19 protein-coding genes are annotated in these 22707 nt (G+C 72.6%); 11 read left to right on the top strand and 8 right to left on the bottom strand.

The window, feature by feature from the left end; translation table 11 throughout:
• The first annotated feature begins 123 nt into the window (after positions 1-123).
• From AB0A90_RS04420 to AB0A90_RS04390, 7 genes are all read left to right on the top strand, one after another.
• Complete coding sequence (locus AB0A90_RS04420) at positions 124-621, top strand: BlaI/MecI/CopY family transcriptional regulator (RefSeq protein WP_357241476.1); 498 nt, start codon at positions 124-126, stop codon at positions 619-621.
• Positions 622-631: 10 nt separating this feature from the next.
• Positions 632-1537, top strand: coding sequence for a M56 family metallopeptidase (locus AB0A90_RS04415; protein WP_357241473.1), 906 nt, complete (start codon positions 632-634; stop codon positions 1535-1537).
• Between the two features lie 200 nt (positions 1538-1737).
• Positions 1738-2991, top strand: coding sequence for a cytochrome ubiquinol oxidase subunit I (locus tag AB0A90_RS04410; RefSeq protein WP_357241470.1), 1254 nt, complete (start codon positions 1738-1740; stop codon positions 2989-2991).
• An 18-nt stretch (positions 2992-3009) separates the two neighbouring features.
• Positions 3010-4017: a cytochrome d ubiquinol oxidase subunit II gene (locus tag AB0A90_RS04405; protein ID WP_357241467.1), complete on the top strand. Its 1008-nt coding sequence runs from the start codon at positions 3010-3012 to the stop codon at positions 4015-4017.
• Positions 4014-5690 carry a thiol reductant ABC exporter subunit CydD gene (gene cydD / locus AB0A90_RS04400; protein ID WP_357241464.1) on the top strand — a complete coding sequence of 559 codons (1677 nt, stop codon included), beginning with the start codon at positions 4014-4016 and terminating at the stop codon, positions 5688-5690. The genes AB0A90_RS04405 and cydD overlap by 4 nt, the downstream gene beginning before the upstream one ends.
• Positions 5687-7552 (top strand): thiol reductant ABC exporter subunit CydC, encoded by a 1866-nt coding sequence (gene cydC / locus AB0A90_RS04395; protein ID WP_357241460.1) that lies wholly within the window; start codon positions 5687-5689, stop codon positions 7550-7552. Before cydD ends, cydC begins: the two co-directional genes overlap by 4 nt.
• Before the next feature lie 69 nt (positions 7553-7621).
• Positions 7622-8296 carry a permease prefix domain 1-containing protein gene (locus AB0A90_RS04390; protein WP_357241458.1) on the top strand — a complete coding sequence of 225 codons (675 nt, stop codon included), beginning with the start codon at positions 7622-7624 and terminating at the stop codon, positions 8294-8296.
• A 118-nt stretch (positions 8297-8414) separates the two neighbouring features.
• On the opposite strand, the gene AB0A90_RS04385 is transcribed toward AB0A90_RS04390, so the two are convergent.
• Entirely contained in the window at positions 8415-8756 is a 342-nt protein-coding gene (locus AB0A90_RS04385; RefSeq protein ID WP_357241455.1) for a helix-turn-helix transcriptional regulator, read from the bottom strand.
• A gap of 160 nt (positions 8757-8916) precedes the next feature.
• Between AB0A90_RS04385 and AB0A90_RS04380 the strand changes: the two genes are divergently transcribed.
• Positions 8917-9876, top strand: coding sequence for a DNA primase (locus AB0A90_RS04380; RefSeq protein ID WP_357241452.1), 960 nt, complete (start codon positions 8917-8919; stop codon positions 9874-9876).
• Positions 9877-9915: 39 nt separating this feature from the next.
• Positions 9916-12393 (top strand): transposase, encoded by a 2478-nt coding sequence (locus AB0A90_RS04375; RefSeq protein ID WP_357242373.1) that lies wholly within the window; start codon positions 9916-9918, stop codon positions 12391-12393.
• A gap of 255 nt (positions 12394-12648) precedes the next feature.
• On the opposite strand, the gene AB0A90_RS04370 is transcribed toward AB0A90_RS04375, so the two are convergent.
• The 4 genes from AB0A90_RS04370 to AB0A90_RS04355 form a co-directional block, all read right to left on the bottom strand.
• Positions 12649-13242: an ATP/GTP-binding protein gene (locus AB0A90_RS04370; RefSeq protein ID WP_007455465.1), complete on the bottom strand. Its 594-nt coding sequence runs from the start codon at positions 13240-13242 to the stop codon at positions 12649-12651.
• A gap of 1 nt (position 13243) precedes the next feature.
• The gene (locus tag AB0A90_RS04365; RefSeq protein ID WP_124820399.1) at positions 13244-13618 is read right to left on the bottom strand and encodes a DUF742 domain-containing protein; all 375 of its coding nucleotides are present in this window, start codon (positions 13616-13618) and stop codon (positions 13244-13246) included.
• 98 nt (positions 13619-13716) lie between these two features.
• Positions 13717-14121 (bottom strand): roadblock/LC7 domain-containing protein, encoded by a 405-nt coding sequence (locus AB0A90_RS04360; RefSeq protein WP_030329023.1) that lies wholly within the window; start codon positions 14119-14121, stop codon positions 13717-13719.
• Positions 14118-17723, bottom strand: a complete 3606-nt coding sequence (locus AB0A90_RS04355; RefSeq protein ID WP_357241449.1) for a nitrate- and nitrite sensing domain-containing protein — start codon at positions 17721-17723, stop codon at positions 14118-14120. Before AB0A90_RS04355 ends, AB0A90_RS04360 begins: the two co-directional genes overlap by 4 nt.
• A 503-nt stretch (positions 17724-18226) precedes the next feature.
• Here AB0A90_RS04355 and AB0A90_RS04350 point away from each other — a divergent pair.
• Positions 18227-18520, top strand: a complete 294-nt coding sequence (locus AB0A90_RS04350) for a hypothetical protein (protein WP_357241446.1) — start codon at positions 18227-18229, stop codon at positions 18518-18520.
• Between the two features lie 6 nt (positions 18521-18526).
• Here AB0A90_RS04350 and AB0A90_RS04345 read toward each other — a convergent pair whose 3' ends face one another.
• On the bottom strand, positions 18527-19600 hold the full coding sequence (locus tag AB0A90_RS04345) for an adenosine deaminase (protein WP_357241443.1): 1074 nt from the start codon (positions 19598-19600) through the stop codon (positions 18527-18529).
• Positions 19601-19748: 148 nt separating this feature from the next.
• On the opposite strand from AB0A90_RS04345, the gene AB0A90_RS04340 reads away from it, so the two are divergent.
• Positions 19749-20597, top strand: coding sequence for a putative RNA methyltransferase (locus AB0A90_RS04340; RefSeq protein ID WP_357241440.1), 849 nt, complete (start codon positions 19749-19751; stop codon positions 20595-20597).
• A gap of 2 nt (positions 20598-20599) precedes the next feature.
• On the opposite strand, the gene AB0A90_RS04335 is transcribed toward AB0A90_RS04340, so the two are convergent.
• Together AB0A90_RS04335 and AB0A90_RS04330 are read right to left on the bottom strand one after the other, a co-directional pair.
• Complete coding sequence (locus AB0A90_RS04335; RefSeq protein WP_357241437.1) at positions 20600-21280, bottom strand: DUF4272 domain-containing protein; 681 nt, start codon at positions 21278-21280, stop codon at positions 20600-20602.
• A gap of 111 nt (positions 21281-21391) precedes the next feature.
• On the bottom strand, positions 21392-22672 hold the full coding sequence (locus tag AB0A90_RS04330; RefSeq protein WP_357241434.1) for a thymidine phosphorylase: 1281 nt from the start codon (positions 22670-22672) through the stop codon (positions 21392-21394).
• Between the last annotated feature and the right edge of the window lie 35 nt (positions 22673-22707).

The raw sequence follows: 22707 nt of genomic DNA, 5'->3' as shown, positions 1-22707 counted from the left end.
ATCTTCGGTGGCGATCATGGGGTTGACGGGGTTTTTGATCTCGCTCGGCCCGGTCAACCTCATGATCACCGTTGGCGAGAGGTGGGAGGGGTGGGGGTCTACTACCGGGGGTAGGATTACGGTGTGACTCGGTTGGGCGATCTTGAGCGTGCGGTGATGGACGTGTTGTGGGACGTGGTCCCCGGCACGTCGGATGGTGTGACCGTGCGCGAGGTCGCCGACGCGCTCGATGGCCGGGAGTTGGCGTACACGACGGTGATGACCGTGCTGGACCGGCTCGCCGGCAAGGGCATGGTGCAGCGCGAGCGCGAAGGTCGGGCCTGGCGGTACCGGCCAGCGGCCAGCCGCGAGGCGCACATCGCCCAACTCATGCTTGACGCCCTCGACCTGGGCGGCAGCCGGGACGCCGCGCTGGTGCGCTTCGCCCGTTCGGTCACCGGCACCGAGGCCGAGGTGCTGCGCGCGGCGCTGGGGAACGAGGCCGGGCTGGGCACCGCCGCCGGTGGCACGGGTGCCGCCGGACCGAACGCGCCGAGCCCGGCCGGGTCGGGTGCCGACCTGACCGACCGGGTGGACGGGCCGGCGGGCCGGCGACCTGCCGGCGAGGCAGCGGAGCGGTAGGGCGAGCGCCATGGCCTACGCCGTGCACTTCGCCGCCACCATGCTGGCCTGCTATCTGACGGCTCAGGTGCTGGCCCGCTCCACCTGGACGTGGCGCAGCCCCCGAGTCGCGATCATCTGCTGGCAGGCCGTCGGATTGGCGCTCGGCCTCTCCGCGATGGGCCTGCCGATGGCGCTCGGGCTGAGCACGTACGACCTGCCGACCGGAAGCGCACTGCTCGCCCTCGCCAACGACCTCGGACACGGCACCCTGCCAGCCGGGATGAGCACCTTCCACCTTGCCGGTGTCGGGGTGGGCTTCGGCATCGGCGCGGTGCTGGTCACCACGACCGCGCGCAGCATCCACGGCACCGTACGCGCCCAGCGTCGGCACCGGGACCTGCTCTCCCTGGTCGCCCGGGACGATCCAGCCGCGCCCGGCGCGCTGGTGCTGGACCATCCGAGTGCCGCCGCGTACTGCCTGCCCGGCGTCAAGCCGCAGGTGGTGGTCAGCGCCGGCACGCTGAACCTGCTGGATCGGGCCGAGTTGGCCGCGGTGCTCAGCCACGAGCGCGCGCACGCCCACGAGCGGCACGACCTGGTACTACTGCCGTTCACCGCGCTGTGCCGCGCGTTGCCGTGGTTCGCCTGGGTTCGCGACGCGCACGAGCGGGTCGCCCTCCTGGTCGAGATGCGGGCCGACGACAAGGCCCGCGAGCTGCACGCCGAGGCGCCGTTGGCGGGAGCGCTACGCCGGTTTGCCGCCGCCGGTCACCGGATCACCCCGACCGGCGCGCTGGGCCTGGGCGACCGCGATCTTGACGTACGCGTCCAGCGTCTCCTGGTCAGCGACCGGCCACCCCGGGTGCTCGGCGCCACCGCCCTCGCGGTCGCCACCACTCTGGCCGCCCTCCCGATCACTCTCTTCCTGAGCTGAAGATCGCGCTCGATCCAGGATCGAGTGGCATCCACGGCCGACGAGGCCACTACATCTTGGTTCGAGCGCGATCTTGCCGTTCGTACATCTACTACGTGATGTCGTAGACTCCATTACGACACCGCGTAGTAGTCGGACATGTAGAGAAACTACGTGTAGGGTGGCTACGACAAGGGAGCCAACAGTACGGAGAGCCGGCCATGGACACCCTGCTCCTCGCCCGCCTGCAGTTCGCCACCACCACTTCGATCCACTTCCTGTTCGTGGTCGTCACGCTCGGGCTGGTCACCCTGCTGGTCGGGATGCAGACCGCCTGGGTGCTCACCGGCAACCCGAAGTGGGAGCGGCTGACCCGTTACTGGGGCCAGCTCTACGTGATCAATTACGTGCTCGGCATCGCCACCGGCATCGTGATGGAGTTCCAGTTCGGGCTGAACTGGAGTGGCCTGTCGCGCTACGTCGGCAACGTCTTCGGCGCGCCGCTGGCCCTGGAGACGCTTGTGGCGTTCTTCCTGGAGTCCACGTTCCTCGGGATGTGGATCTTCGGCTGGCACCGGCTCCGCAAGGGTGTCCACCTCGCCCTGCTGTGGGGCGTGGCGATCACCGCGTACGCGTCGGCCTTCTGGATCATGGTGGCGAACTCCTGGTTGCAGAACCCGGTCGGCTACGAGGTCCGCGACGGGATCGCCCACCTCACCGACTTCGGCGCGCTCCTCACCAACCCCACCCTCGGCATGGCGTTCGGGCACGTGGTGTCGGCCGCGTTGCTGATCGGCGGGATGCTGATGGCGGCGGTCAGCGCGTGGCACCTGATCCGGCGTACCCCGGACTTCGCGCTCTTCCGCACGTCGCTGCGGATCGGCCTGGTCACCTCGGCGTTGGCGATCAGCCTGGTGCAGGGCTTCGGTTTCGCCCAGTTCGGTCCGGTCGGCAGCGTGCAGCCGACCAAGTTCGGCGGCAACGGGCCGGAGGCCCAGGCGCAGATCACCGAGTGGACCGCTCGGTTCGGCCCCGGCGACTACACCCCACCGGTGCTGGCCAGCGTCGGGCTGGGCTTCATGATCCTGACCGGACTCACGCTCGGCTGTCTCTGGTTGCTGCTGCCCCTGCTCTTCCGCGACTGGATCGTCCGGCTGCGCTTCCCGCTCTGGCTGATCCTGCTGGCCCTGCCGCTGCCGTTCGTCGCGGTGATCCTCGGCTGGATCTCCCGGGAGGTGGGCCGGCAGCCCTGGGTGGCGTACGGGCTGCTCCCCACCGAGCAGGCGGTCTCCCCGGTCGGCGCCCCGCTGATGCTGGCCTCGCTCGTCGGTTTCAGCCTGCTGCTGGGGGCCCTCGCCGTCACCAACTGGGTGTTGCTCGCCCGGTACGCGAAACGCGGCGCGGTCGACCCGGCGCTCGGCCGCCCGCCGCTGCCGCCCGGCGAGCCGGCCTGTCCCGAACCCGCACTCGTCTGAGGATCTGAGGAGAAGACCGTGGACCTCGCCTGGTACGCCCTGCTCGGCCTCTTCTTCGCCAGCTATCTGGTGCTCGCCGGCTACGACTACGGCGTCGGACTGCTGCTCGCGCGGGGCGGAAGCCCGGCCGGGCGGCGGGCCTCGCTCACCGCGCTCGGCCCGTTCTTCCTCGGCAACGAGGTGTGGCTGGTGGCCGCCGTCGGCATCCTGTTCGGCGCGTTTCCGGTACTGGAGGGTGAGCTGCTCGCCGGCTGCTATCCGGCCGTCGCCGGCGCTCTGGTCGGCGTCATCCTGGTCACCGCCGGGGTGCAACTGCGCAGCCGGCACGCCGACGAGCGGATCCGCGCCCGCTGGGACCGCATCGTGACGATCGGCAGCGCACTCGCCGCACTGGGCTGGGGTGTGGTGCTCGCCGCGCTGCTCCAGGGCGTACCCCGTCAGGCCGACGGGCACGTCGCCGGGGTCTCGCACCTCGCCACCCCGTTCGCGGCCGCCGCCGGGCTGGCGATGGTCGCCCTGGTCGCCGTGCACGGTGCGACCTTCCTCACCCTGCGACTGCCGGCCGCCGAGGCCGCCGTGGTCGACCGCACGGCCCGCCGGCTGGTGCCGGTGGCGCTCACCGCGGTCGCGCTGGCCACCGTCGTGGGCCTGCTCTCCGCCCGGGTACGCGACGCGGTCCAGCGGCCGACGCTGGCCGTACTCCTGCCGGTGCTCCTCGTGGCGGCGCTGCTGGCGGCCCGCGCGGCGCTGGCGCGGCGGCGGCCGGGGTGGGCTCTGGTCGCCACCGGCGCGGCCCTGGCGCTGCCGGTGGTGCTGGTAGGCGCGGCCCTCTGGCCCTACGTGCTGGTGTCCACAACCGACCCCGGGGCCTCGCTGACGGTGGCCGACGCGGCCGCCAGCGCACCGACACTGCGGCTGCTGGGCTGGGTGGCGCTGCCGCTACTTCCGGCTCTACTAGGCTTCCAGGCGATGTGCTGGTGGGTATTCCGAGGACGGACCGACGGTAGGGCACCGGTGTACTGGTGAGCCGCCGTCCGTTCGACCCGCGTCTGCTGCGCCGGGTCCCCGCGGCCCGGCGCGATCTTGCCGTGCTCGCGGTGCTGGGTGTGGTCGCCGCCGGGTTGATCGTGGCGCAGGCCACCGCGCTCGCGTCGGTGCTGGCCACCGCCATCGACGGTCGGCTGGATCGGCAGGCGTTGGCCGGCTTCGTGATCGCGGTCGCGGCCCGCTCGGCGCTGGTCTGGGCGCAGGGCACGGTCTCGGCGCGGGTCGCCGCCACGGTCAAGGCCGCGCTGCGGGCCGACCTGCTCGGCGCGGTGGGCCGGCACGGCCCCGGCTGGGTGGCCGGGCAGCGGGCCGGTGAGATCGCCACCCTGGCCGGACGCGGGTTGGACGCGCTGGACGCCTACTTCACCGGGTACCTGCCGCAGCTGGTGCTCAGTGTGACGGTGCCGCTGGCGGTGCTGGCCCGGGTCGTCTTCGCCGACTGGAGCTCGGCGGTGATCATCGCGCTGACCCTGCCGCTGATCCCGGTCTTCGGCGCACTGCTCGGCTGGCAGGCGCAGGCCGCCACCGAACGGCAGTGGCGGCGGCTGTCCCTGCTCGGTGGCCACTTCCTGGACATGGTCGCCGGGCTGCCCACGTTGCGCGCGTTCGGGCGCGCCCGGGCACAGACCGACATCGTGCGCCGGATGGCCGACGGGCACCGCGTCGCCACCATGAAGACGCTGCGGATCGCGTTCCTCTCCGCGCTGGTGCTGGAGCTGGTCGCCACCCTCTCGGTGGCACTTGTCGCGGTGCCGGTCGGCATCCGGTTGCTCGGCGGCGGGTTGGCCCTGCAGACCGCGCTGCTGGTGCTGCTGCTCACCCCGGAGGCGTACCTGCCGCTGCGGTCCGCCGGCAGCCGCTTCCACGCCAGCATGGAGGGGCTCGCCGCGCTGGACGAGGCGCTGACCATCTCGGCCGCGCCCGCCGCACCCCGCGCCGCCGAGGGCGCCACCACTCCCGACGCCCGGCGTGAGATCCGGTTCGAGGGCGTGACCGTGGCGTACGAGCGGACCACCGCGCTGCGGGACGTGACCCTGACCATCCGGCCCGGCGAACGGATCGCCATCATCGGACCCAGCGGCGCCGGCAAGAGCACCCTGCTCGGTCTGCTGCTCGGCTTCGTGACCCCGACCAGCGGTCGGGTCACCGTGGACGGGGTCGACCTCGCCACCGCCGACCCGGACGCCTGGCGTCGGCAGCTCGCCTGGGTACCGCAGCGGGCACATCTCTTCGCCGCCTCGCTGGCCGACAACATCCGGCTCGGCGCACCGGACACCCCACCCGACGTCCTGGCCGCGGCGGTGCGCGACGCCGCCCTGGACGACGTGGTGACCGGCCTACCGGACGGCCTGGACACCCTGCTCGGCGAACGCGGCCACGGGCTGTCCAGCGGGCAGCGGCAGCGGGTCGCGCTGGCGCGGGCCTTCCTGCGCGCCGCACCTGTGGTGCTGCTCGACGAACCCACCGCCCGGCTGGACACCGCCGCCGAGGCGGTGGTGCTCGACGCCACCCGCCGTCTGGTCGCCGGGCGGACCGCGCTGTTGGTCGCACACCGACCGGCGCTGCTCGCCGACGCCGACCGGATCCTGCGCGTCGAGGACGGCCAGGTCACCGAGTTGACACCCGAGCCGACCGGAAAGGTGTCCCGATGAGCGCGGCACCCGGGCCGGACCCGGCAGACACGACGCCGGCCGTCGACCCGACGCCGCTCGTGCCGGGCACCGCCGACACCGTGCCGCTCGTGCCGGGCACCGCCGACACCGCGCCGCGCGGGCGGGTCGCCGCCGAGCGGGCCGTGTTGCGGTTGGCCCGGCCGTACCTGGGCCGCCTCGTCGGCGCCGGGCTGCTCGCGGCGGCCACCGAGTTCGCCGGGCTGGCCCTGATGGCCACGGCCACCTGGCTGTTGATGAGCGCTGCCGGTCAACCCCCGCTGGACCGGCTCACCGTGGCGATCGTCGCGGTCCGGGCGCTGGCGATCAGTCGGGGCGTGCTGCGTTACACCGAGCGGCTCGCCGGGCACGACGCGGTACTCCGCATGATCACCGACGTCCGGGCCCAGGTCTTCGCCACCCTCGCGGCCCGCCGCAGCGCCGTACACCGCTCGGGAGACGTGCTGAGCCGGCTCGTCTCCGACGTCGAGGCAGTCCAGGACCTGCTGCTGCGGGTGTTGGTCCCGGGCTCGGCGGCGGCCCTGGTCGGTGTGGTGGCGGTCGCCGGGGCCGCGTTGATCTCGCCCCCGGCCGCCGGAGCGCTCGCCGTCGGCCTGCTGATTGCCGGCGTGGCGCTGCCCGTGCTGGCCACCGCGGTCACCCGCCGCAGCGCCGCCGACGTGGCCCCGCTGCGCGGCGCACTGGCCACCGACGCGATCGACCTCACCCACGGCGCTGCCGACCTGGCCGCGTTCGGGGCCACCGACGGTGCGCTGCACGCCGCCGAGGAGCGCGCCGGTCGGCTGGCCCGACTGGAACGACGGCTGGCCGCCACCGGGTTCGCCGTGGACGCGGCCGGGGTGCTGACCGCCGGGTTGACCGCCGCGGCGGTGGTGCTGGCCGCGCTGGCCGCCGACGTGCCCGGGGTGCTGGTGGGCGTCCTCGCCGTCGGCGCGCTGGCCGCCGTCGAGGTGACCCTGGCGCTGGTCGCGGCGGCCCGACAGTGGACACAGCTGCGGCCCGGCCTGGCCCGGGTGGCCACTCTGCTCGACGCCGGCCCGCCGACTCGACCGGCCACCGACGGCAGCACCGACCTGACCGGTCCATTCGAGCTGCGGTTCGACGACGTGACCGTGCGGTACCGGGCCGGCGCGGCACCCGCCCTGGACGGCGTCAACCTGGACCTGCCGGCCGGGCGGAGGATCGCGGTGGTCGGCCCAAGTGGCGCCGGCAAGAGCACCCTGGCCGCCGTACTGACCGGCACCGTCCGGCCGGTGTCCGGCCGGGTCACGCTGAACGGTCGGGACCTGTCGGCGTACGCCGAGGAGGCGCTGCCCCGCGCGGTCGGCGGGTTGCTCGCCGAGGCGTACGTCTTCCATGCCACGGTGCGGGAGAACCTGCTGCTCGGGCGGGCCGGGGCCGGCGAGGAGGAGTTGACCGCGGCCACCGCGGCGGCCGGCCTGCTCGAGTGGGTACGCGCCCAGCCGGCAGGTTGGGACACGCTCGTCGGCGAGGAGGGCGGGCAGCTCTCCGGCGGCCAGCGGCAGCGGCTGGCGCTGGCTCGGGCGCTGCTCGCGGCGCCGCCGGTGCTGGTACTCGACGAACCCACCGAGGGGCTGGACCCGTCCGCCGCGGACACGGTGCTCGCGTCCGCACTCACCGCCACCCCCGCCGGGCACTCGGTGCTGCTGATCACCCACCGGCTCAGCGGGCTCGCCGAGCTGGACGAGATCGTCGTCCTCGACAGCGGTCGGGTGATCCAGCGCGGTCGGCACGCCGAGCTGGTCGTCACCGACGGCTGGTACCGGGACCAGTGGCTGCTCCAGGCGGCGGCCGAACGGGGTTATCTGGCGCTCACGCCCTGACCGGGGTTCGGGGACGGACCAGGGTTCTCCCCGACGTCGGGGCTCCGGAGTCCGTGGCAGGGTGGTGGCATGCCGCGCTGTGAGGATGTGTCTGTCGACGAGCACCTGCGGGATCTGGCCGCCCGGTTGCAGGGGCCGGCGCGACTCAAGTCCGACCTGCTGACCGAGGCCCGGCACGGGCTGTTGGACGCCGTCGAGGCGTACGAGGAGAGCGGTGTGCCGCCCACGGAGGCGCAGCGCCGCGCGGTGGTCGAGTTCGGCTCACCGGCGCAGCTGCTCCCCTCCTGGCAGGCCGAGCTGGCGGTGGGCGCGCTGCGGGGCCTCTCGCTGCGGATGCTGGCCGTTGCCGGGGTGGGGGTGGCCGCCGGCGATCTGACCTGGCGTGGGGCGAGCTGGAGCGACGGCCCTCGCCCGCCAGCCGGTTACCTACTGCTCTCCAACTCGGTCGACTGGATCTGGATGAGCACGCTGCTGCTCTCGGTGGCCGGTCTGCTGGTGGTCGCGGCGAGCGCCCGCTCGACACGGCCGGGCCTGCTCGTGGCGCAACGCGCGGTGGGCGCCGGCCTGACCGGCCTGCTGGCGCTCGCCATGGTGGCCGGCTGCGCCCTCTTCACCTGGTCCCTCAGCCTCTGGGATGCGGCACTGAGCTGGCCACCCATGATCATCGGCGCGGTGTTGGTGGGCGCTGCGTACTTCTCGCTGACCCGCGCGACGCGCGGCTGGCTGCTGGCCGTCGCCCGCTGACCCGCGCCGCCTGCTCTACCCCGCACGCTGGCCAGGCCCGCCCGGCCGGCGCCGGCCGGACCGTTCTCGCCCGTGTCGGGCACGGCCCGGCCGGTCGACGCCAACTCGACGGACCGGGTCAGGCCGGGGTGACGGGTGGGCCGCCGGGATCGAGGAACCGGCCGACGGTCAGTTGGAACTCGTGCCAACCGGCGCGCTCTCCGGCCAGCGCGCGGCGGCCGGAGTCGGTGAGCTGGTACGTCCGCCGTTCCCGACCGTTGACCGTGCTCCAGGTGCTCGCCACGTGCCCCGCGCGTTCCAGGCGACGCAGCGCGGGATAGATCGTGCCGGTGGGCAGATCCAGGCTGCCATCACTGCGCTCACGCAGCGCCTCGATGATGGCGTAGCCGTGCTGCTCGCCCTGCTCCAGCACGGCGAGCAGCAGAGCGTCGAGATGGCCGTGCAACGACTGGGCCTTCATGCGTAGCTACGCTACTTGTCGATCGGCCCGTTCGCCAGCGCCAGCCGCCAGCAGGTCGAACCCGTGCGCCAGCCGGCCACCGGGGTGCGGGCATCGGTCACCCAGGGCCGCCGACTAGGGTATGTGCCCAGAGTCACTCGTCGGACAGAGACCCCGGCGGGTGGGCAACCCGAAGCACACGGAGGTCAGCGTGGCCCGCCAGTCGCCCCAACGGCCCGACGCCGACGAGCCCGAGCTCGACGACACCACCAGCGCGGCCGAGCCAGATGAGGCCGAGGAGACCGACCGCCCGTCGGCTTCGGTCGACCGGTCGCTCTGGGACGAGCTGCGCATCGATCCGGTGGAGATCGCCCTGCCCGCCGGCACCGGCTTCACGCTGCGGGCGTACCGGCCGGCCAGCTCGCTGACCCCGACCGACGTGACCGAACGCGACCAGGACGACCCGTTCCTGGCCCGCCGTCAGGTCGTCGAAGAGGAGGACGACGAGACCGTCGTCATCCTCGACGAGGACCTGGCCGACGAGTTCGCCGACAGCGACGAGGACGAGTCGACGCGCCGCCGCGACGCCACCACGGCCACGGCCGAGGACGAGGCGGAAGAGGCCGACGCGGACGAGGCCGACGACGAGGACGACGAGGAGGTGCCGGTCTTCCTCAGCAACCGGGGCAAGCTGCTGCTGTTCAAGACCCCCGAGTCGTTGGTCAGTTTCATCCGGTCCGGCGCTCCCAATGATCTGTCCCAACTGGACAGCTGGAATGAATTGGCCGAACGGGTGGAGCCGGCCGATATCGCTCCGCTCGACGAGGACACCTACGAACTCGACCTGGTCGTGGAGAACCTGCGCGGCGGTCACGACACCTGGGATTCGACCCTGCTGATCGAGGCCGGCGAGGTCGCACGTGACATCTCGTACGCATTGCGGCTGCCTGCGGTCCTGGACATGCTCTCCGCCGGTTCCAGCCTCGACGACCTGGACGAGGCGCTGCGGGCCACGGCCAACGGTGGGATCGGCGCCTTCATGGGTCGGCGGCGGCTGAAGAAGATCGGCGCGCAGACCGCGAGTTTGGGTTGGCGCACCATTGTCGGCAAGATCTCTGCGGTGGTGGACTGGCGCGACTGACCCGTACCGGGGAGCATCAGTTGCTGGCAGAGGAAAGACCTGTCCCGGGAGGAGGACGACGCCGTGGCGCTCGTGCGCGTTTACTGCGGTCTGGCCTCGGCGGATCCGGCTGACCGACCGGCCTCCGCCGGTTCGACGCTGACGTCCGCTGTGGTCGACGACGCAGGCCGTCTGCTGCATGTCTGCGAGATCAGCGACGACGCCGCTGGCTACGCCCAGCTCGTCGCGCTGCTCGTGGAGCGGTCAGGCGGGCCGAGCGGTGCGGCCATCGCCGCCGACAGCGACGACCACACGGTCACCTCGCTGCTGAGCGCGGCGGGTCGACCTTTGGCCATTGCCGACGACGACTCGGTGGACGACTTCGCCGAGCGGTTCGCCGACGACGACTCGTTGGAGGAGATGCAGTCGCCTCCGGCCGAACGACGGGCCGTCGGCCTGGCCCGCGCGTTGCAGGCGGGCGCGCTCTCCGCGGTCACCCTGCCGGCACCCCGGGACCTCGCCGGCTACAAGCAGGTGCTCGCCGCGCACGCCGCCCTGGCCAGCGGTCGACACTCCGCCGCCGTGGCGCTGCGTGAGGTGCTGCGTGAGCTCTACCCGGCGGCCCTGCGGGCGTACCCGGATCCGGCGGAGCCGGTCTCGCTGGCGGTGCTGGACGCGCTGCCCGAGCCGGGCATGCTCGGCGGCACCGTCGCCCGTGGCCGGGAGGTGTCGGTGGCGGCGGATGCGATCGCCGCGCACCTCGCCGCCGACGGGGTCGCCGACGCTGAGGAGATCAACGAGGCGGTCACCGCACTGCGGGTCGCCATCTCCGAGACGCCGCGCCGCGCCGCGGTCAACCGGGCGCTCACGTCCGCGGTGGCCGAGACGGTCCGCCAGGCCGTCGCCGCCGTGCGGGCCTGTGACGCAGGCTGTGAGGCGCTGGTGAGCGCGCTCGGCTCCCGGGTCAGCACGCCCGCCCAGGCGCCTGGTCGCCGTGCCGCTGCCCGTCGCGGCGAGTCGGTCGGCGAGTTGACCGGCCTGGCCGGCAACAACGCGGGGCTTACCGGCCTGGCCGGCACCGGCGCCGGTCTGCGGTCGGTCCGACCCACCCCGCCCGCGGTCGAGCCCGCGCCCGCCGTCGGACGGCGCAGCCGACCCGAGCCGATTCTCGGTAACGCACCGCTGGCGTCCCCCCGTCCACTCGGGCCGCCGCCGGTCGCCCCACCGCCGGTCACGCCTCCGCCGGTGGCACCCGCACCGGTGGCACCGGCAGCGATGGCCGGTCCGCCGACGCCCACGCTGCCCGGGCGCACCGAGCAGAGTTCCAACCGGATCGACGGTCCGACCAACCGACCGGTCTCGTCTCCGCCTCCCCCGCCGCCCGGGATCACTCCGATCGCACCCGCGCAGCGGGGCCTGGTGCCCCCGGCAGAGGCCGGTGAGCCGTTCCGGCCGACGCTGACCACCGCCGCGATCAACCACGCGCGCGCGGAACGGCAGCGTACGGTCATCCCACCCCGTCCGAAGACCAACGGCGAGCCCCGGCCGAGCCACCTGCAGCGCCCCGTCGATGAGCCGCCGACAGGCGGGTTCAGCGCCACCGATCTCAGCATTCCGGTGCCGACCCCCCGGCCTGGTCAGGAGTCGGCGCCGCCCGGCTCCCGCGCCAACTGGCCGCTCGTCAACAACCCGGAGGACCCGGCCGACAGTCCGCCGAAGAACCCGGCGGCCTACTCCTACGGCGGCGGCCGCGGCATCGACGCTGCCACCGACCCGGGTCGCGCCGACGGTCGGGTCACCCCGCCCTGGTTGGCGGACGACCTGCCCCAGGAGCCCCCCATGCTGCGGCTGGTGGAGCCACCGCCGCTCGCTGACCGGGCGCTGCGCGAGGGGCTCAACCCGCCCGCGGACCCGCACCTGGAGACGCCTCCACTGCGGTTGGTCGACCGGGAGCAGGCTGCCCGCAACAGCCGGGCAGCCGCACGGGCCACCGAACACCGGCCACCGCACCCGGTGGAGCACCGGCCTCCACCGCTGGAGCACCGGCCACCCCCGCTGGAGCACCGGCCGCCGCCGGTCGAGCACCGGCCCCCACCGGTCGCCGACGAGGGCGACGGCGACCTGCTGATCTTCGCGCAGGCCAAGTCGGCCTGGTTCGTGGGGCAGGCCGAGGAGACCGACCTGGACTGGTCGACAATGGCCGACACCGGGTGGCAGGCCGCCGAGCAGGCAGCTCGCCCCGCGGTGGGTGCCGAGACCAATGCCGGGCTGCCCAAGCGCGTGCCACAGGCCAACCTGGTCCCTGGTTCCCCGCTGCGTGAGGAGCGCCCATTGCGGATAGTGCGTGATGCGGCAAGCCTCGCGGAGAACACCACGGGCTACTTCCGCGGTTGGCGTCGAGGGCAGGAGATCGGCGGTTTCGCGGTAGGCGGTCGGCCGGGCCGCGAGGCAGCCGGCGGCTGGGACTTCAGCCGCGACCACGGCGACCGTGACGACGACCGGGAGTACGAGTACCGCTCCGCCGGCTACCAGTCCTGACCGTCAGCACTCATCCACCACACGAATCGCGCCCCCAGTCGGTCGACTGGGGGCGCGGTCGCGTCAGCGTGACGGGCCGGTGGACACAAAGACGCCGCCCCTCGAAGACCGCGGCAGAGACACGCCCCGAAGCGAGGCGGACATCTTCCAGATCTCAGGAGGGCGGCGTGTGGTGCCCGCCGGCACGAGCAGCACGACGGGCAGGGCGAAACGCCCGGTGGCGGCCGGAGCCACCACCGGGCCTGCGGTGCCCGATCAGGCCGGGGCCACCGCGCGCGTACGGCGCATGGTGAGCACGTACTCGACGAGCGAGATGAGCACGTGCTTCGTCGACTCCCGGTTACGGGCGTCGCACGCCACCACCGGCACGTCGCTCGAGATCGCCAAGGCGTCCCGAACGTCCTGCGGGTCGTGGTACTGCATCCCGTCGAAGCAGTTGATCGCCACCAGGTACGGGAGGCGTCGGTGCTCGAAGAAGTCGATCGCCGCGAAGCAGTCGGCCAGCCGGCGAGTGTCCACCAGCACGACCGCACCGATGGCACCCCGGACCAGTTCGTCCCACATGAACCAGAACCGGGTCTGACCCGGCGTACCGAACAGGTACAGAATCAGGTCACGGTCGATCGAGATCCGGCCGAAGTCCATAGCCACCGTGGTCGTCGTCTTGCCCGGCACCTGCCGGGTGTCGTCGACGCCCACGCCGGCGGAGGTCATGATGGCCTCGGTGGTCAGCGGCGTGATCTCCGAGACCGAGCCGACCAGCGTCGTCTTGCCGACGCCGAATCCACCGGCGATAACGATCTTCGCCGACGTCACGCGCCCACTCGGGTTCGGTGGGCGGTGCGACATGTCAGAGCCTGCGAAGTCCACTCAGCACCCTCTCCAGCAGTTCAGTGCCCACCGCGTCGTCGGAGTCGTCCAAAATGGTCGGCTCGTGGACCGCGACCAGGCCGTCCGTCGCCATGTCGGCGATGAGCACCCGGGCCACACCGAGCGGGAGCTGCATCCGCGCCGCGATCTCCGCGAGCGATTGCACACGACCGTCACACAGCGCGGCGATGTACTGGTGTTCGCGGCCACCACCGTTGCCATTGGCAGCGGTGCGGCCGCGCACCGTCGTCTCGACGAGCGCCTCCAGCGCGATGTCGAGCCGGGGACGGGTACGACCACGGGTCACGGCGTATGGACGGACCAACGCTCCGGTTGGTTCGTCACGATCGGCCATCTCGCCGCTCACCTCCTTCGTACCCGATTCCGGCTCCCACCGGTGAAACCCGTCGTTGTCGTCGTTGCAGTCGTGCCGACCTCACGATCGGCGAGGCGTCAGCCCAGCATGCCCGCAGCCGCACGCGGCTGCGGGGTCAGCGCGTCGCCCACCCGGTCGACGAGCAGCGCCATCTCGTAGCCGACCTGGCCCACGTCGGAGCTGCGGGCGGCCAGCACGGCGAAGGACGATCCGTCCGAGATGGACATCAGGAACAGGAAGCCATTGTCCATCTCCACGACGGTCTGCAACACCGCCCCTCCCTCGAAGCAGCGGGCTGCACCCTGGGTCAGGCTGACCAGACCCGATGAGATCGCGGCAAGCTGATCCGCCCGGTCGCGCGGCAGATCCCGTGACGACGCGAGGAGTAGGCCGTCCGCCGAGACGGCGACCGCATGCGCGACGCCGGGCACCCGGTCGGCGAAGTTGGCCAGTAGCCAACCAAGATCCTGCGTAGTTGTCATCCTTCTTGCTCCTTCTGCCCGCTCCCGGCCACCGGGCCTGAGCCAGACTGCGAGGATTGCCCTCCCGGAGTCGCCTCCGGGCTGGTCGGGTTGTCCGAGGTGCTACGCCCTCGCTGCACGCCCCGGTGGTAGGCGGAGAGCAGTCCACGGACCGCCTCCGGGGAACGGCGCTGGACCGAGGTGGCGGGCTTCTCCACCGCACCCGGCACGAGCTGCGCCATCGGCTTGCGCTTCGGCAGGCCGGTAGTGGTGGTCTCGCTCACCGGCACCGCGCCGGCCGCTGCCGAGGCGGCACGCCAGCCATCGTCAGCTGCGGTCTGCCAGCCGTTGCTCTGCGGTTGGGGCCGGCGGTTCGGCAGGCTCTCGGCGAGGCTGGGGCGGGTGCCCTCGCTCGCTGTCGAGCCGTTGTCCCGCGGCGCTCCTCCGGCCATCGGAGTGTCTGCCATCGGTGTGTTACCTGTCGTCCCGGGTGGTGTCTTGTGGACTGTCCGACCGGTGGCCTCGACCGTGGCGAACTGCTGGGTCGCGGTGTCGCCGTTCGTGCTGGGCTGGGCACCAGTCGCGGACTCCTCCGAGCCCGGACGACGGGTACGGAACCAGGCCGACTCCAGCTCCCGGAAGATCGGCAGCTCCATCGTCTCGTCCGCGTACCGCTGCCGGTTCTGCGCCTGCGGTTGCTGCGGCGCCGGCCGGGTCTGCGGTGCCGGTGCCGGAGCGGGCGCCGGTACCGGCGGCTGGGCTGCGGCGGCCGGCTGCTCGCCGGGTCGCGGCACTCGCGGCAGCTCCGTCGTCATGTCCAGAGCGGCGGCGAACCGCTCGGGCACCGGCGGGGTCACCGCGTCCCGGTCGCCGCCCGGAACCGGCGGCCAGGCCGGCGGTGCGGGGGCGTTGGGCGCCTGCGCCGGTGGCGCGGATCGGGGTGCGAACCCGCTGAACGACTGGCTGGAGGCGGGTGGCACCGAGAACGGCTGACCCGGGTACGGCTGACCGGAGGCCGGTGACGCCGACACCGGCGGACCGCCGTACGGCTGACCGGAGGCCGGGGCGGCGGACACCGGCGGACCGCCGTACGGCGCGCCCGAGTACGGCTGTCCGGAGTACGGCTGGCCCGAGGCCGGCGAGGCGGAGACCGGCGCGCCGGGGTAGGGCTGGGCCGAGACCGGCGGCGCCGAGTACGGGTGCGTCTCGGGGCTGCTCGGCAACTGCCGGGGAATTGACGGCTGCTGGCCGGTGGACGGGGTGTCGTCCCCGGAGCGGCGCTGCGGCAGTGGATCGATCGGCTGGCCGTTGGCCGGCCGCGGGGTGAAGCCGTCGCCGGCCGGCCGCGGGGTGAACCCGTCGCCGCCGTTGACACCGTTCGTCCCGGCCGCACCGGTCAGATCCGACCAGGCCGGCATCGAACCGTACGCACCGGTGTTCGCGGGGACGCCGGCACCGTTTCGCGACGCGGGCTCGAACGGTCGACCGCCGAGGGTGACCTGGTTGCCGGACTCGCTGGAGCGCGGGTGGTTGCCCAGTGCGGGCAGCGCGCCGAAGACCGGCGCCGGCCCACCGTGCTGGGGGCCGCCAGCCGCAGGCAGAGCCGGCGGCTGCTGCACCCGGCCGGAGAGCGCCCGGGGCACCAGCACCGAGGTGGGCAGGGTCACGTCGGCGACCGTGCCGCGGTCGGAGCCGGGGCGCAGTTCGACCCGGACACCGTGCCGGGACGCCAGCCGGGCGACCACGACGAGGCCCATCATCCGGGACACCGCCACGTCCACCTGCGGCGGCGTCGCGAGCCGCTCGTTGAGGTCCTGCAACTGCTCGGCGCTGATGCCGATGCCGCGGTCCTCGACGTAGAGGGAGGAACGGTCGCCGACCCGGCGGGCCTCGACCATCACCTGCGAGTCGGGCGGCGAGAACGCGGTGGCGTTGTCGAACAGCTCGGCGACGAGGTGCACCAGGTCGTTGACCGCGTGCGCGGCGACCTCGATGTCGCGGTCGATGACACCGAACTCGATGCGGGTGTAGTGCTCGACCTCGGACTGCGCGGCGCGCAGCACGTCGATGAGCGCGGCCGGCTCCCGCTGGACGCGGGTGGAGTCGGCGCCGGCGAGCACCAGCAGGTTTTCGTCGTTGCGGCGCATCCGGGTGGCGAGGTGGTCGAGCTGGAACAGCTCGGCCAGCCGGTCCGGGTCCTCCTCGCCGCGCTCCAGCCGGTCGAGGTGCCCGATGAGGCGGTCGACGAGGATCTGTGAACGGCGGGCCAGGTTGACGAACATGGTCGCGACGGAGGCGCGCAGCGCGGCCTGCTCGGCGGCCGTCCGGACGGCTTCCAGGTGGACCGCGTTGAACGCCTCGGTCACCTGGCCGAACTCGTCCTTGCTGCGGACCGGCAGCGGCTCGGCGATCTGGTTGGCCAGCTGCACCGGGGAGAGTTGGCCGACGACCTGCGGGTCGCGCAGTCGGGCCACTGCCTGGGGCAGGCCGTACTGGGCGACGGACAGGGCACCCTGCCGCAGCTCACGCAGCGAACGGGCCATCGAGCGGGCGACCAGGTACGCGAAGAGGATGGCCAGCAGCAGCATGCTGAGCAGCAGGCCGGTCTCCACGAACACCTGGCGCTGGACGTCGGAGCGGAGGGTGTCGGCCCCGGTGACCACTTCGCCGTCGAGCTTGCTCTCGACGGTGCGGATCAGCTTGGCGTTGGCCGTCATGGCGGCCTCCCACTGGTCCGGTCCGAACGGCGCACCGCGCATGTCGCCGGTGGTGTTGCCGTCGATCCAGCCCGTGTAGTTCTGGGCCTCCCGACGGTCACCGCCCGCGACCGTCTGGTCGTGGAACTTCGCGTCCTCCGGGGTGGCGACGGCCTTGAAGCTCTGCAGCGCCTGCTGCTGGCCGGTGCCGCTGGCGATGTAGTCGGTGCGCAGCGCGGGGGTCAGGCGCTGACCACCCTTGACGCCCAGCGCGCGGTGCACCACGACCCGGCGTGCGGCGAGGAACTCCTTCTCCCGGGCGACCGCCGCGGCGGCGCGCATCCGGTCGCTCAGGTCGTTGTCGCCGGCGAGTTGCGTGGCCGAGTCCCGGATGGCGAGCAGGTCGCTGATCAGACCCTCGTACGCCTGGACGGTCTCGGTGAGCGCGAGTTTGCCGTTGAACACCTGACTGCGGACGCCGGACAGGTCCTGGAGGTTCTGGTCGATGCCGTCGAGCAGCGTCTCGAGGCTGCCCGGCAGGTCCTCGACCTCGGCGCGTTGCTCCCGGTAGGGGCCAGCCTCCTGGTCCACCCGGGAGTTCACCCGGTTGTAGGCCTCCTGGTACTGCGCCGTCGGCTGCGTTCCGTCGGCAGCCAGCAGCAGCACGGCGGCGGTCCGCTCATCCTGCAAAGCGTCGACCAGGTCACCTGAATAACTCGACAGGTTGGCCAGGTCGCCAGCTCGGTTGGCATTGTTGAGCGTCTCCACGTGGTCGACAAGACCACTGGTGCCCACCACGACCGTGGCGATGGTCGGCACGATCATGATGAGACCGAGCTTGGACCAGATCGGCATGTCCCGGAGCCGGCTGGCCGGCCGGCGCAGCCGCGACAGGAAGGAGCCCGCCGTCTTTGGCCGTTTGCTCACGTCACCGCCCTCGCGATTACAGCTTGAACGCGTTGCCTCCGGGCAACGCCCAGCGACCGACCCGGCGGGTCGGACCCCCGAGATTCCATCACGCCCGTCGACAAGAAGAAAGCCCAGGTTGTCACCTACCGAAGGTGTGATGAGATGTTGATGCGATTTGATAGCAGTCCGTCTGGCCGGAGTAACTGAAGGTAATGAAACATCCGCACCGCGTTGTCCTGCTCGCCGGCCCTTCGGGGTCCGGGAAGTCGTACATAGCGCAGCAAACCGGCTTACCGGTGCTCTGCTTGGACGACTTCTACAAAGACGGCGATGACCCTACGTTGCCACGACGAAACGACCAGGTGGATTGGGAATCACCACAGTCCTGGGATGCCCCCAGTGCGGTGGAAATCATTGCTCGACTAGCTCGCGACGGTCGAGCCGATGTGCCGGTTTATGCGATCGGCGCAGATCGACGGGTGGCCACCCGGTCATTTGATCTCGCCGGATCGCCACTTTTCGTGGCCGAAGGGATCTTCGCGGCCGAGATTGTCGAGGAGTGCCGACGCCGAGGGCTGCTCGCCGGGGCGTACGCGCTGCGCCGGCCGCGCGGTGCGACCTTCCTGCGCCGGCTGGCCCGCGACCTGTCCGAGCAGCGAAAGGCGCCTGGGGTGCTGGTCCGACGCGGCGTGGCGCTGCTGCGGGCCGAGCCCGCGGTGCTGCGTCGGCAGACCGGGTTGGGTGCGGAGGCGGCCCGTGCCCGGGAGGTGCTGCGTCGGGTGGCCGGCCTGCTCGCTGGCCACCCGCACGGCTGAGCGGGATCAGGCCAGCAGTTCGGCGTACGCCGGCTTGATCACCTCATCGATGATCCGCAGTCGCTCGTCGAACGGGATGAACGCGCTCTTCATCGCGTTGATGGTGAACCACTGCAACTCCTTCCAGCCGTAGCCGAACGTCTCCACCAGCAGCGACATCTCCCGCGACATCGAGGTGCCGCTCATCAGCCGGTTGTCGGTGTTGACGGTGGCCCGGAACCGCAGGTCCCGCAGCAGGCCGATCGGGTGGTCGGCGATCGAGGCCACCGCACCGGTCTGCACGTTCGACGAGGGGCACAGCTCCAGCGGGATCCGCTTGTCCCGGACGTACGCGGCCAGCCGGCCGAGCGAGCCGTCGGGGGCGATGTCGTCGACGATCCGGACCCCGTGGCCGAGCCGGTCCGCCCCGCACCACTGGATCGCCTGCCAGATCGACGGCAGACCGAACGCCTCGCCGGCGTGGATGGTGAAGTGGAAATTCTCCCGTTGCAGGTATTCGAAGGCGTCGAGGTGCCGGGTGGGTGGGAAGCCCGCCTCGGCGCCGGCGATGTCGAAGCCGACCACCCCGGCGTCCCGGTGCCGCACGGCCAACTCCGCGATCTCCTGCGAGCGGGCCGCGTGGCGCATCGCGGTGAGCAGTGTGCCCACCCGGATGGTCAGGCCCGCCTCGACGGCCTGGGCGGTGCCCTCGGCGAACCCGGCGAGCACCGCCTCGACGACCTCGTCCAGGGTCAGATCCTGCTCCAGGTGCTGCTCGGGGGCGAAGCGCACCTCGGCGTAGACCACCCCGTCGGCGGCCAGGTCCAGTGCGCACTCGCGGGCGACCCGACGCAGCGCGGACGGGGTCTGCATGACCGCCACGGTGTGCGCGAACGTCTCGAGATAACGCTCCAGGGACCCGGAGTTGGCGGCGTCCGCGAACCATCGTCCGAGCGCCTCGGGATCGGTGGTGGGCAACTCGTGGCCCACCACCGCGGCCAGGTCGACGATCGTCGCCGGCCGTAGCCCGCCGTCCAGGTGGTCGTGCAGCAGCGCCTTCGGAACCTTGACAATGTCCTCGTACCGGATAGTTGCGACCATCCTCAGACCCTAGCCAGCGACGGCGGTGACCGGGGGTGGCAGGTCGCCTGAGGTCCCGACCCGGCCCGGATCGGCCCGAACTAGGCTGAACGGCATGGAAGCACCGCGGTGAGGGGCCGCCCGCGACACCGCTCGGCGGCGGCCTGACGTGGACCCACGCATCCTCGACCGGTTGCGCTGCCCGGTCTGCGGCGACCCACTGGGGCAGGCCACCGACACGAGGGCGTTGCGCTGCCCGCGCCGGCACAGCTTCGACATCGCGCGCCAGGGCTACGTCAACCTGCTCACCGGTCGGTCCCCGCACGTCGGTGACACCGCCGAGATGGTCGCCGCCCGTGCGGAATTCCAGGCCGCCGGGCACTACGACGTCATCTCGGCCGCCCTCGCCGCCGCCGCGAGTCGGGCCGCGCCCGACGTCGGGGCGTACCCCCTGGTGGTGGATGCCGGCGCCGGCACGGGCCGCTACCTCGGCGCGGTGCTGGCGGCGCTGCCGGACGCCGTGGGTCTGGCCCTGGACGTGTCCAAGCCGGCGCTGCGCCGCGCGGCCCGCGCGCACCCCCGGGCCGCCGCGGCGCTCGCCGACACCTGGCAGCGGCTGCCGCTCGCGGACGCCTCGACCGCCGTGCTGCTGAACGTCTTCGCCCCGCGTAACGGCCCGGAGTTCCACCGCGTGCTCGACCCGGCCGGCACCCTGCTGGTGGTCACACCCGACACCGACCACCTCAGCGAGTTGGTGGGTGCCCTGGGCCTGCTGCGGGTGGATCCGGACAAGGCCGACCGGGTGACCGGCAGTCTGGGCGGGCACTTCACCGCGGTCAGCTCGGCGGTGCACCGGGCGGAGCTGGCCCTGACCCGGCCGGAGGTCACCACCGTGGTCGGGATGGGCCCCAGCGCGTGGCACACCGATCCGGCCGCGCTCGCCACCCGGCTGGCCGCGCTGCCCGAACCGGTCCGGGTCACCGTGGCGGTGCGGGTGGACGCCTACCGACCCCGCTGAGCTCAGGTGGAGAGGTCGACCTCTTCCCAGCCGGGCGGCTCGTCGTGGTACGGCCCGCGCAGGATCACCGCCCACTCCAGCGCCCAGCGGCGCTGCCCGATCGCGTTCGCGTCGATCAGGCCCGGCGCCCGCAGGCCACCGCGCTCGGTCTCCAGGTACGCCCAGTCCAGGCAGTAGTGCAGGTCGAGCAGGGCGGCCGCGTCGGCCGGGTGCTGTGGCGCGGTGAGGATCCGGGACCGCCAGTGCGGGAACGTCTCTCCCTCGGCGATGTGCGGCAACCGCTCGACCAGGCGCTCGTCGACGGCGAGCGTCGGGTCGAGCTGCTTGCTCAACCCAAGCACCCAGGCCAGGGCGAAGAGCGCGTCGTGGTGCAGCACGAACGAGCGGTGGTCGCCCTTGCCGCCCATCACGAACTGCCACTCCGGCGGTGTGACCATCTCGACCAGGTGCGAGCCGAGCAGCCAGCTCATCGCCGCCTCCGGGGGCATCCCGAAGCAGCGCGCCAGGATCAGGTGCAGCACGGCGATCCGCGCCTCGATCTCCACAGTGGGGCGCAGGTCGATCTCGTCACCCGGCTCCCAGACCAGCGGGAACTGCGCCGGCGGCAACGGCAGACCGAGCCGGGACAGCTCGTCCAGGCTCGCCTCGCGCACCTCGCGTGGGTCGGGAGCAGCAACGGTCACGGCGGGTCTTCCTGTCTGCTCGCGCCGGCTCAAGGCCGGTTGTCCCCCCTTGGCCTGCGACAATAGCGCTCCCAGGTGACCGGCACCATGGCACCCCGACCCCCGGTCCGGTCAGCCGATGCGCTCGATGACCAGCGGCGTCGCGGCCGCGGCGGTCGACGCGATCCGTACCGCGTCGGCGGCCTCGGCCAGCGCCGCCGGAATCCGCGTCGGGTCCTCGGCGCGCAGCTCGTAGAGGGGGTCACCGGCCCGTACCGGGTCACCCGGCCGCTTGTGCAACACCACACCGGCCGGCACGCTGACCGGGTCCTCCTTGCGCGCCCGACCCGCGCCGAGCCGCCACGCCGCAACCCCCATGGCGTACGCGTCGACGGCGGCGACGTGCCCGTCCCGCTCGGCGCGGACCACCTCGACCTCGTTGGCGGTCGGCATCGGCGCGTCCGGGTCGCCGCCCTGCGCTCGGATCATCGCCCGCCAGGAGTCCATCGCCCGGCCGTCCCGCAACGCGGCCGCCGGGTCGGCGTCGGGCAGGCCGGCCGCGTCGAGCATCTCCCGGGCCAGGGCGAGGGTCAGTTCCACCACGTCGGCGGGTCCACCACCGGCCAGCACCTCGACCGACTCGGTCACCTCCACCGCGTTGCCGATGGCCAGACCGAGCGGAGTGGACATGTCGGTGAGCAGGGCGACGGTCCGTACGCCGTGCGCGCCACCCAACTCGACCATCGTGCGGGCCAGCTCGCGGGCCTGGTCGACGGACTTCATGAAGGCACCCGAGCCGACCTTGACGTCGAGGACCAACGCGCCGGTGCCCTCGGCGATCTTCTTGCTCATGATGGAGCTGGCGATCAGCGGGATCGCCTCCACGGTGCCGGTCACGTCGCGAAGCGCGTACAGCTTGCGGTCGGCGGGGGCGAGCCCCGCGCCGGCCGCGCAGATCACCGCGCCGACCTCGTCGAGCTGGGCGATGAACTCGTCGTTGCTCACCGTGGCCCGCCAGCCCGGGATGGACTCCAACTTGTCGAGCGTGCCGCCGGTGTGCCCGAGCCCTCGGCCGCTCAGCTGCGGCACGGCCGCGCCACACGCCGCCACCAACGGGGTGAGCGGCAGCGTGATCTTGTCGCCCACGCCGCCGGTGGAGTGCTTGTCGACAGTCGGCCGGCGTACCGCCGACAGGTCCAGCCGCTCACCGCTGGCGATCATCGCGGCGGTCCACCGGGCGATCTCCGGGGCGGTCATGCCGTTGAGCAGGATCGCCATGGCCAGCGCCGACATCTGCTCGTCGGCGACGACCCCCCGCGTGTACGCGTCGACCACCCAGTCGATCTGCGCGTCCGACAGCACCCCGCCATCCCGCTTGACCCGAATAACGTCAACAGCAGCAAAACCGCTCACTTTGTGGTTCCTTCTCACGTCGTCGTGCAGATCCA

The organism is Micromonospora sp. NPDC049204, assembly GCF_040647935.1.
In the GTDB taxonomy this organism is placed as follows: domain Bacteria; phylum Actinomycetota; class Actinomycetes; order Mycobacteriales; family Micromonosporaceae; genus Micromonospora.
This window is presented reverse-complemented; position numbering and strand designations above follow the sequence as displayed.

Bases quoted from the DNA above. Each gene is read 5' to 3' on its own strand.
- AB0A90_RS04415 (WP_357241473.1), top strand. From the start codon at position 632: ATGGCCTACGCCGTGCACTTCGCCGCCACCATGCTGGCCTGCTATCTG.
- AB0A90_RS04410 (WP_357241470.1), top strand. From the start codon at position 1,738: ATGGACACCCTGCTCCTCGCCCGCCTGCAGTTCGCCACCACCACTTCG.
- cydC (WP_357241460.1), top strand. From the start codon at position 5,687: ATGAGCGCGGCACCCGGGCCGGACCCGGCAGACACGACGCCGGCCGTC.
- AB0A90_RS04390 (WP_357241458.1), top strand. From the start codon at position 7,622: ATGCCGCGCTGTGAGGATGTGTCTGTCGACGAGCACCTGCGGGATCTG.
- AB0A90_RS04385 (WP_357241455.1), bottom strand. From the start codon at position 8,756: ATGAAGGCCCAGTCGTTGCACGGCCATCTCGACGCTCTGCTGCTCGCC.
- AB0A90_RS04370 (WP_007455465.1), bottom strand. From the start codon at position 13,242: ATGTCGCACCGCCCACCGAACCCGAGTGGGCGCGTGACGTCGGCGAAG.
- AB0A90_RS04365 (WP_124820399.1), bottom strand. From the start codon at position 13,618: ATGGCCGATCGTGACGAACCAACCGGAGCGTTGGTCCGTCCATACGCC.
- AB0A90_RS04360 (WP_030329023.1), bottom strand. From the start codon at position 14,121: ATGACAACTACGCAGGATCTTGGTTGGCTACTGGCCAACTTCGCCGAC.
- AB0A90_RS04345 (WP_357241443.1), bottom strand. From the start codon at position 19,600: ATGGTCGCAACTATCCGGTACGAGGACATTGTCAAGGTTCCGAAGGCG.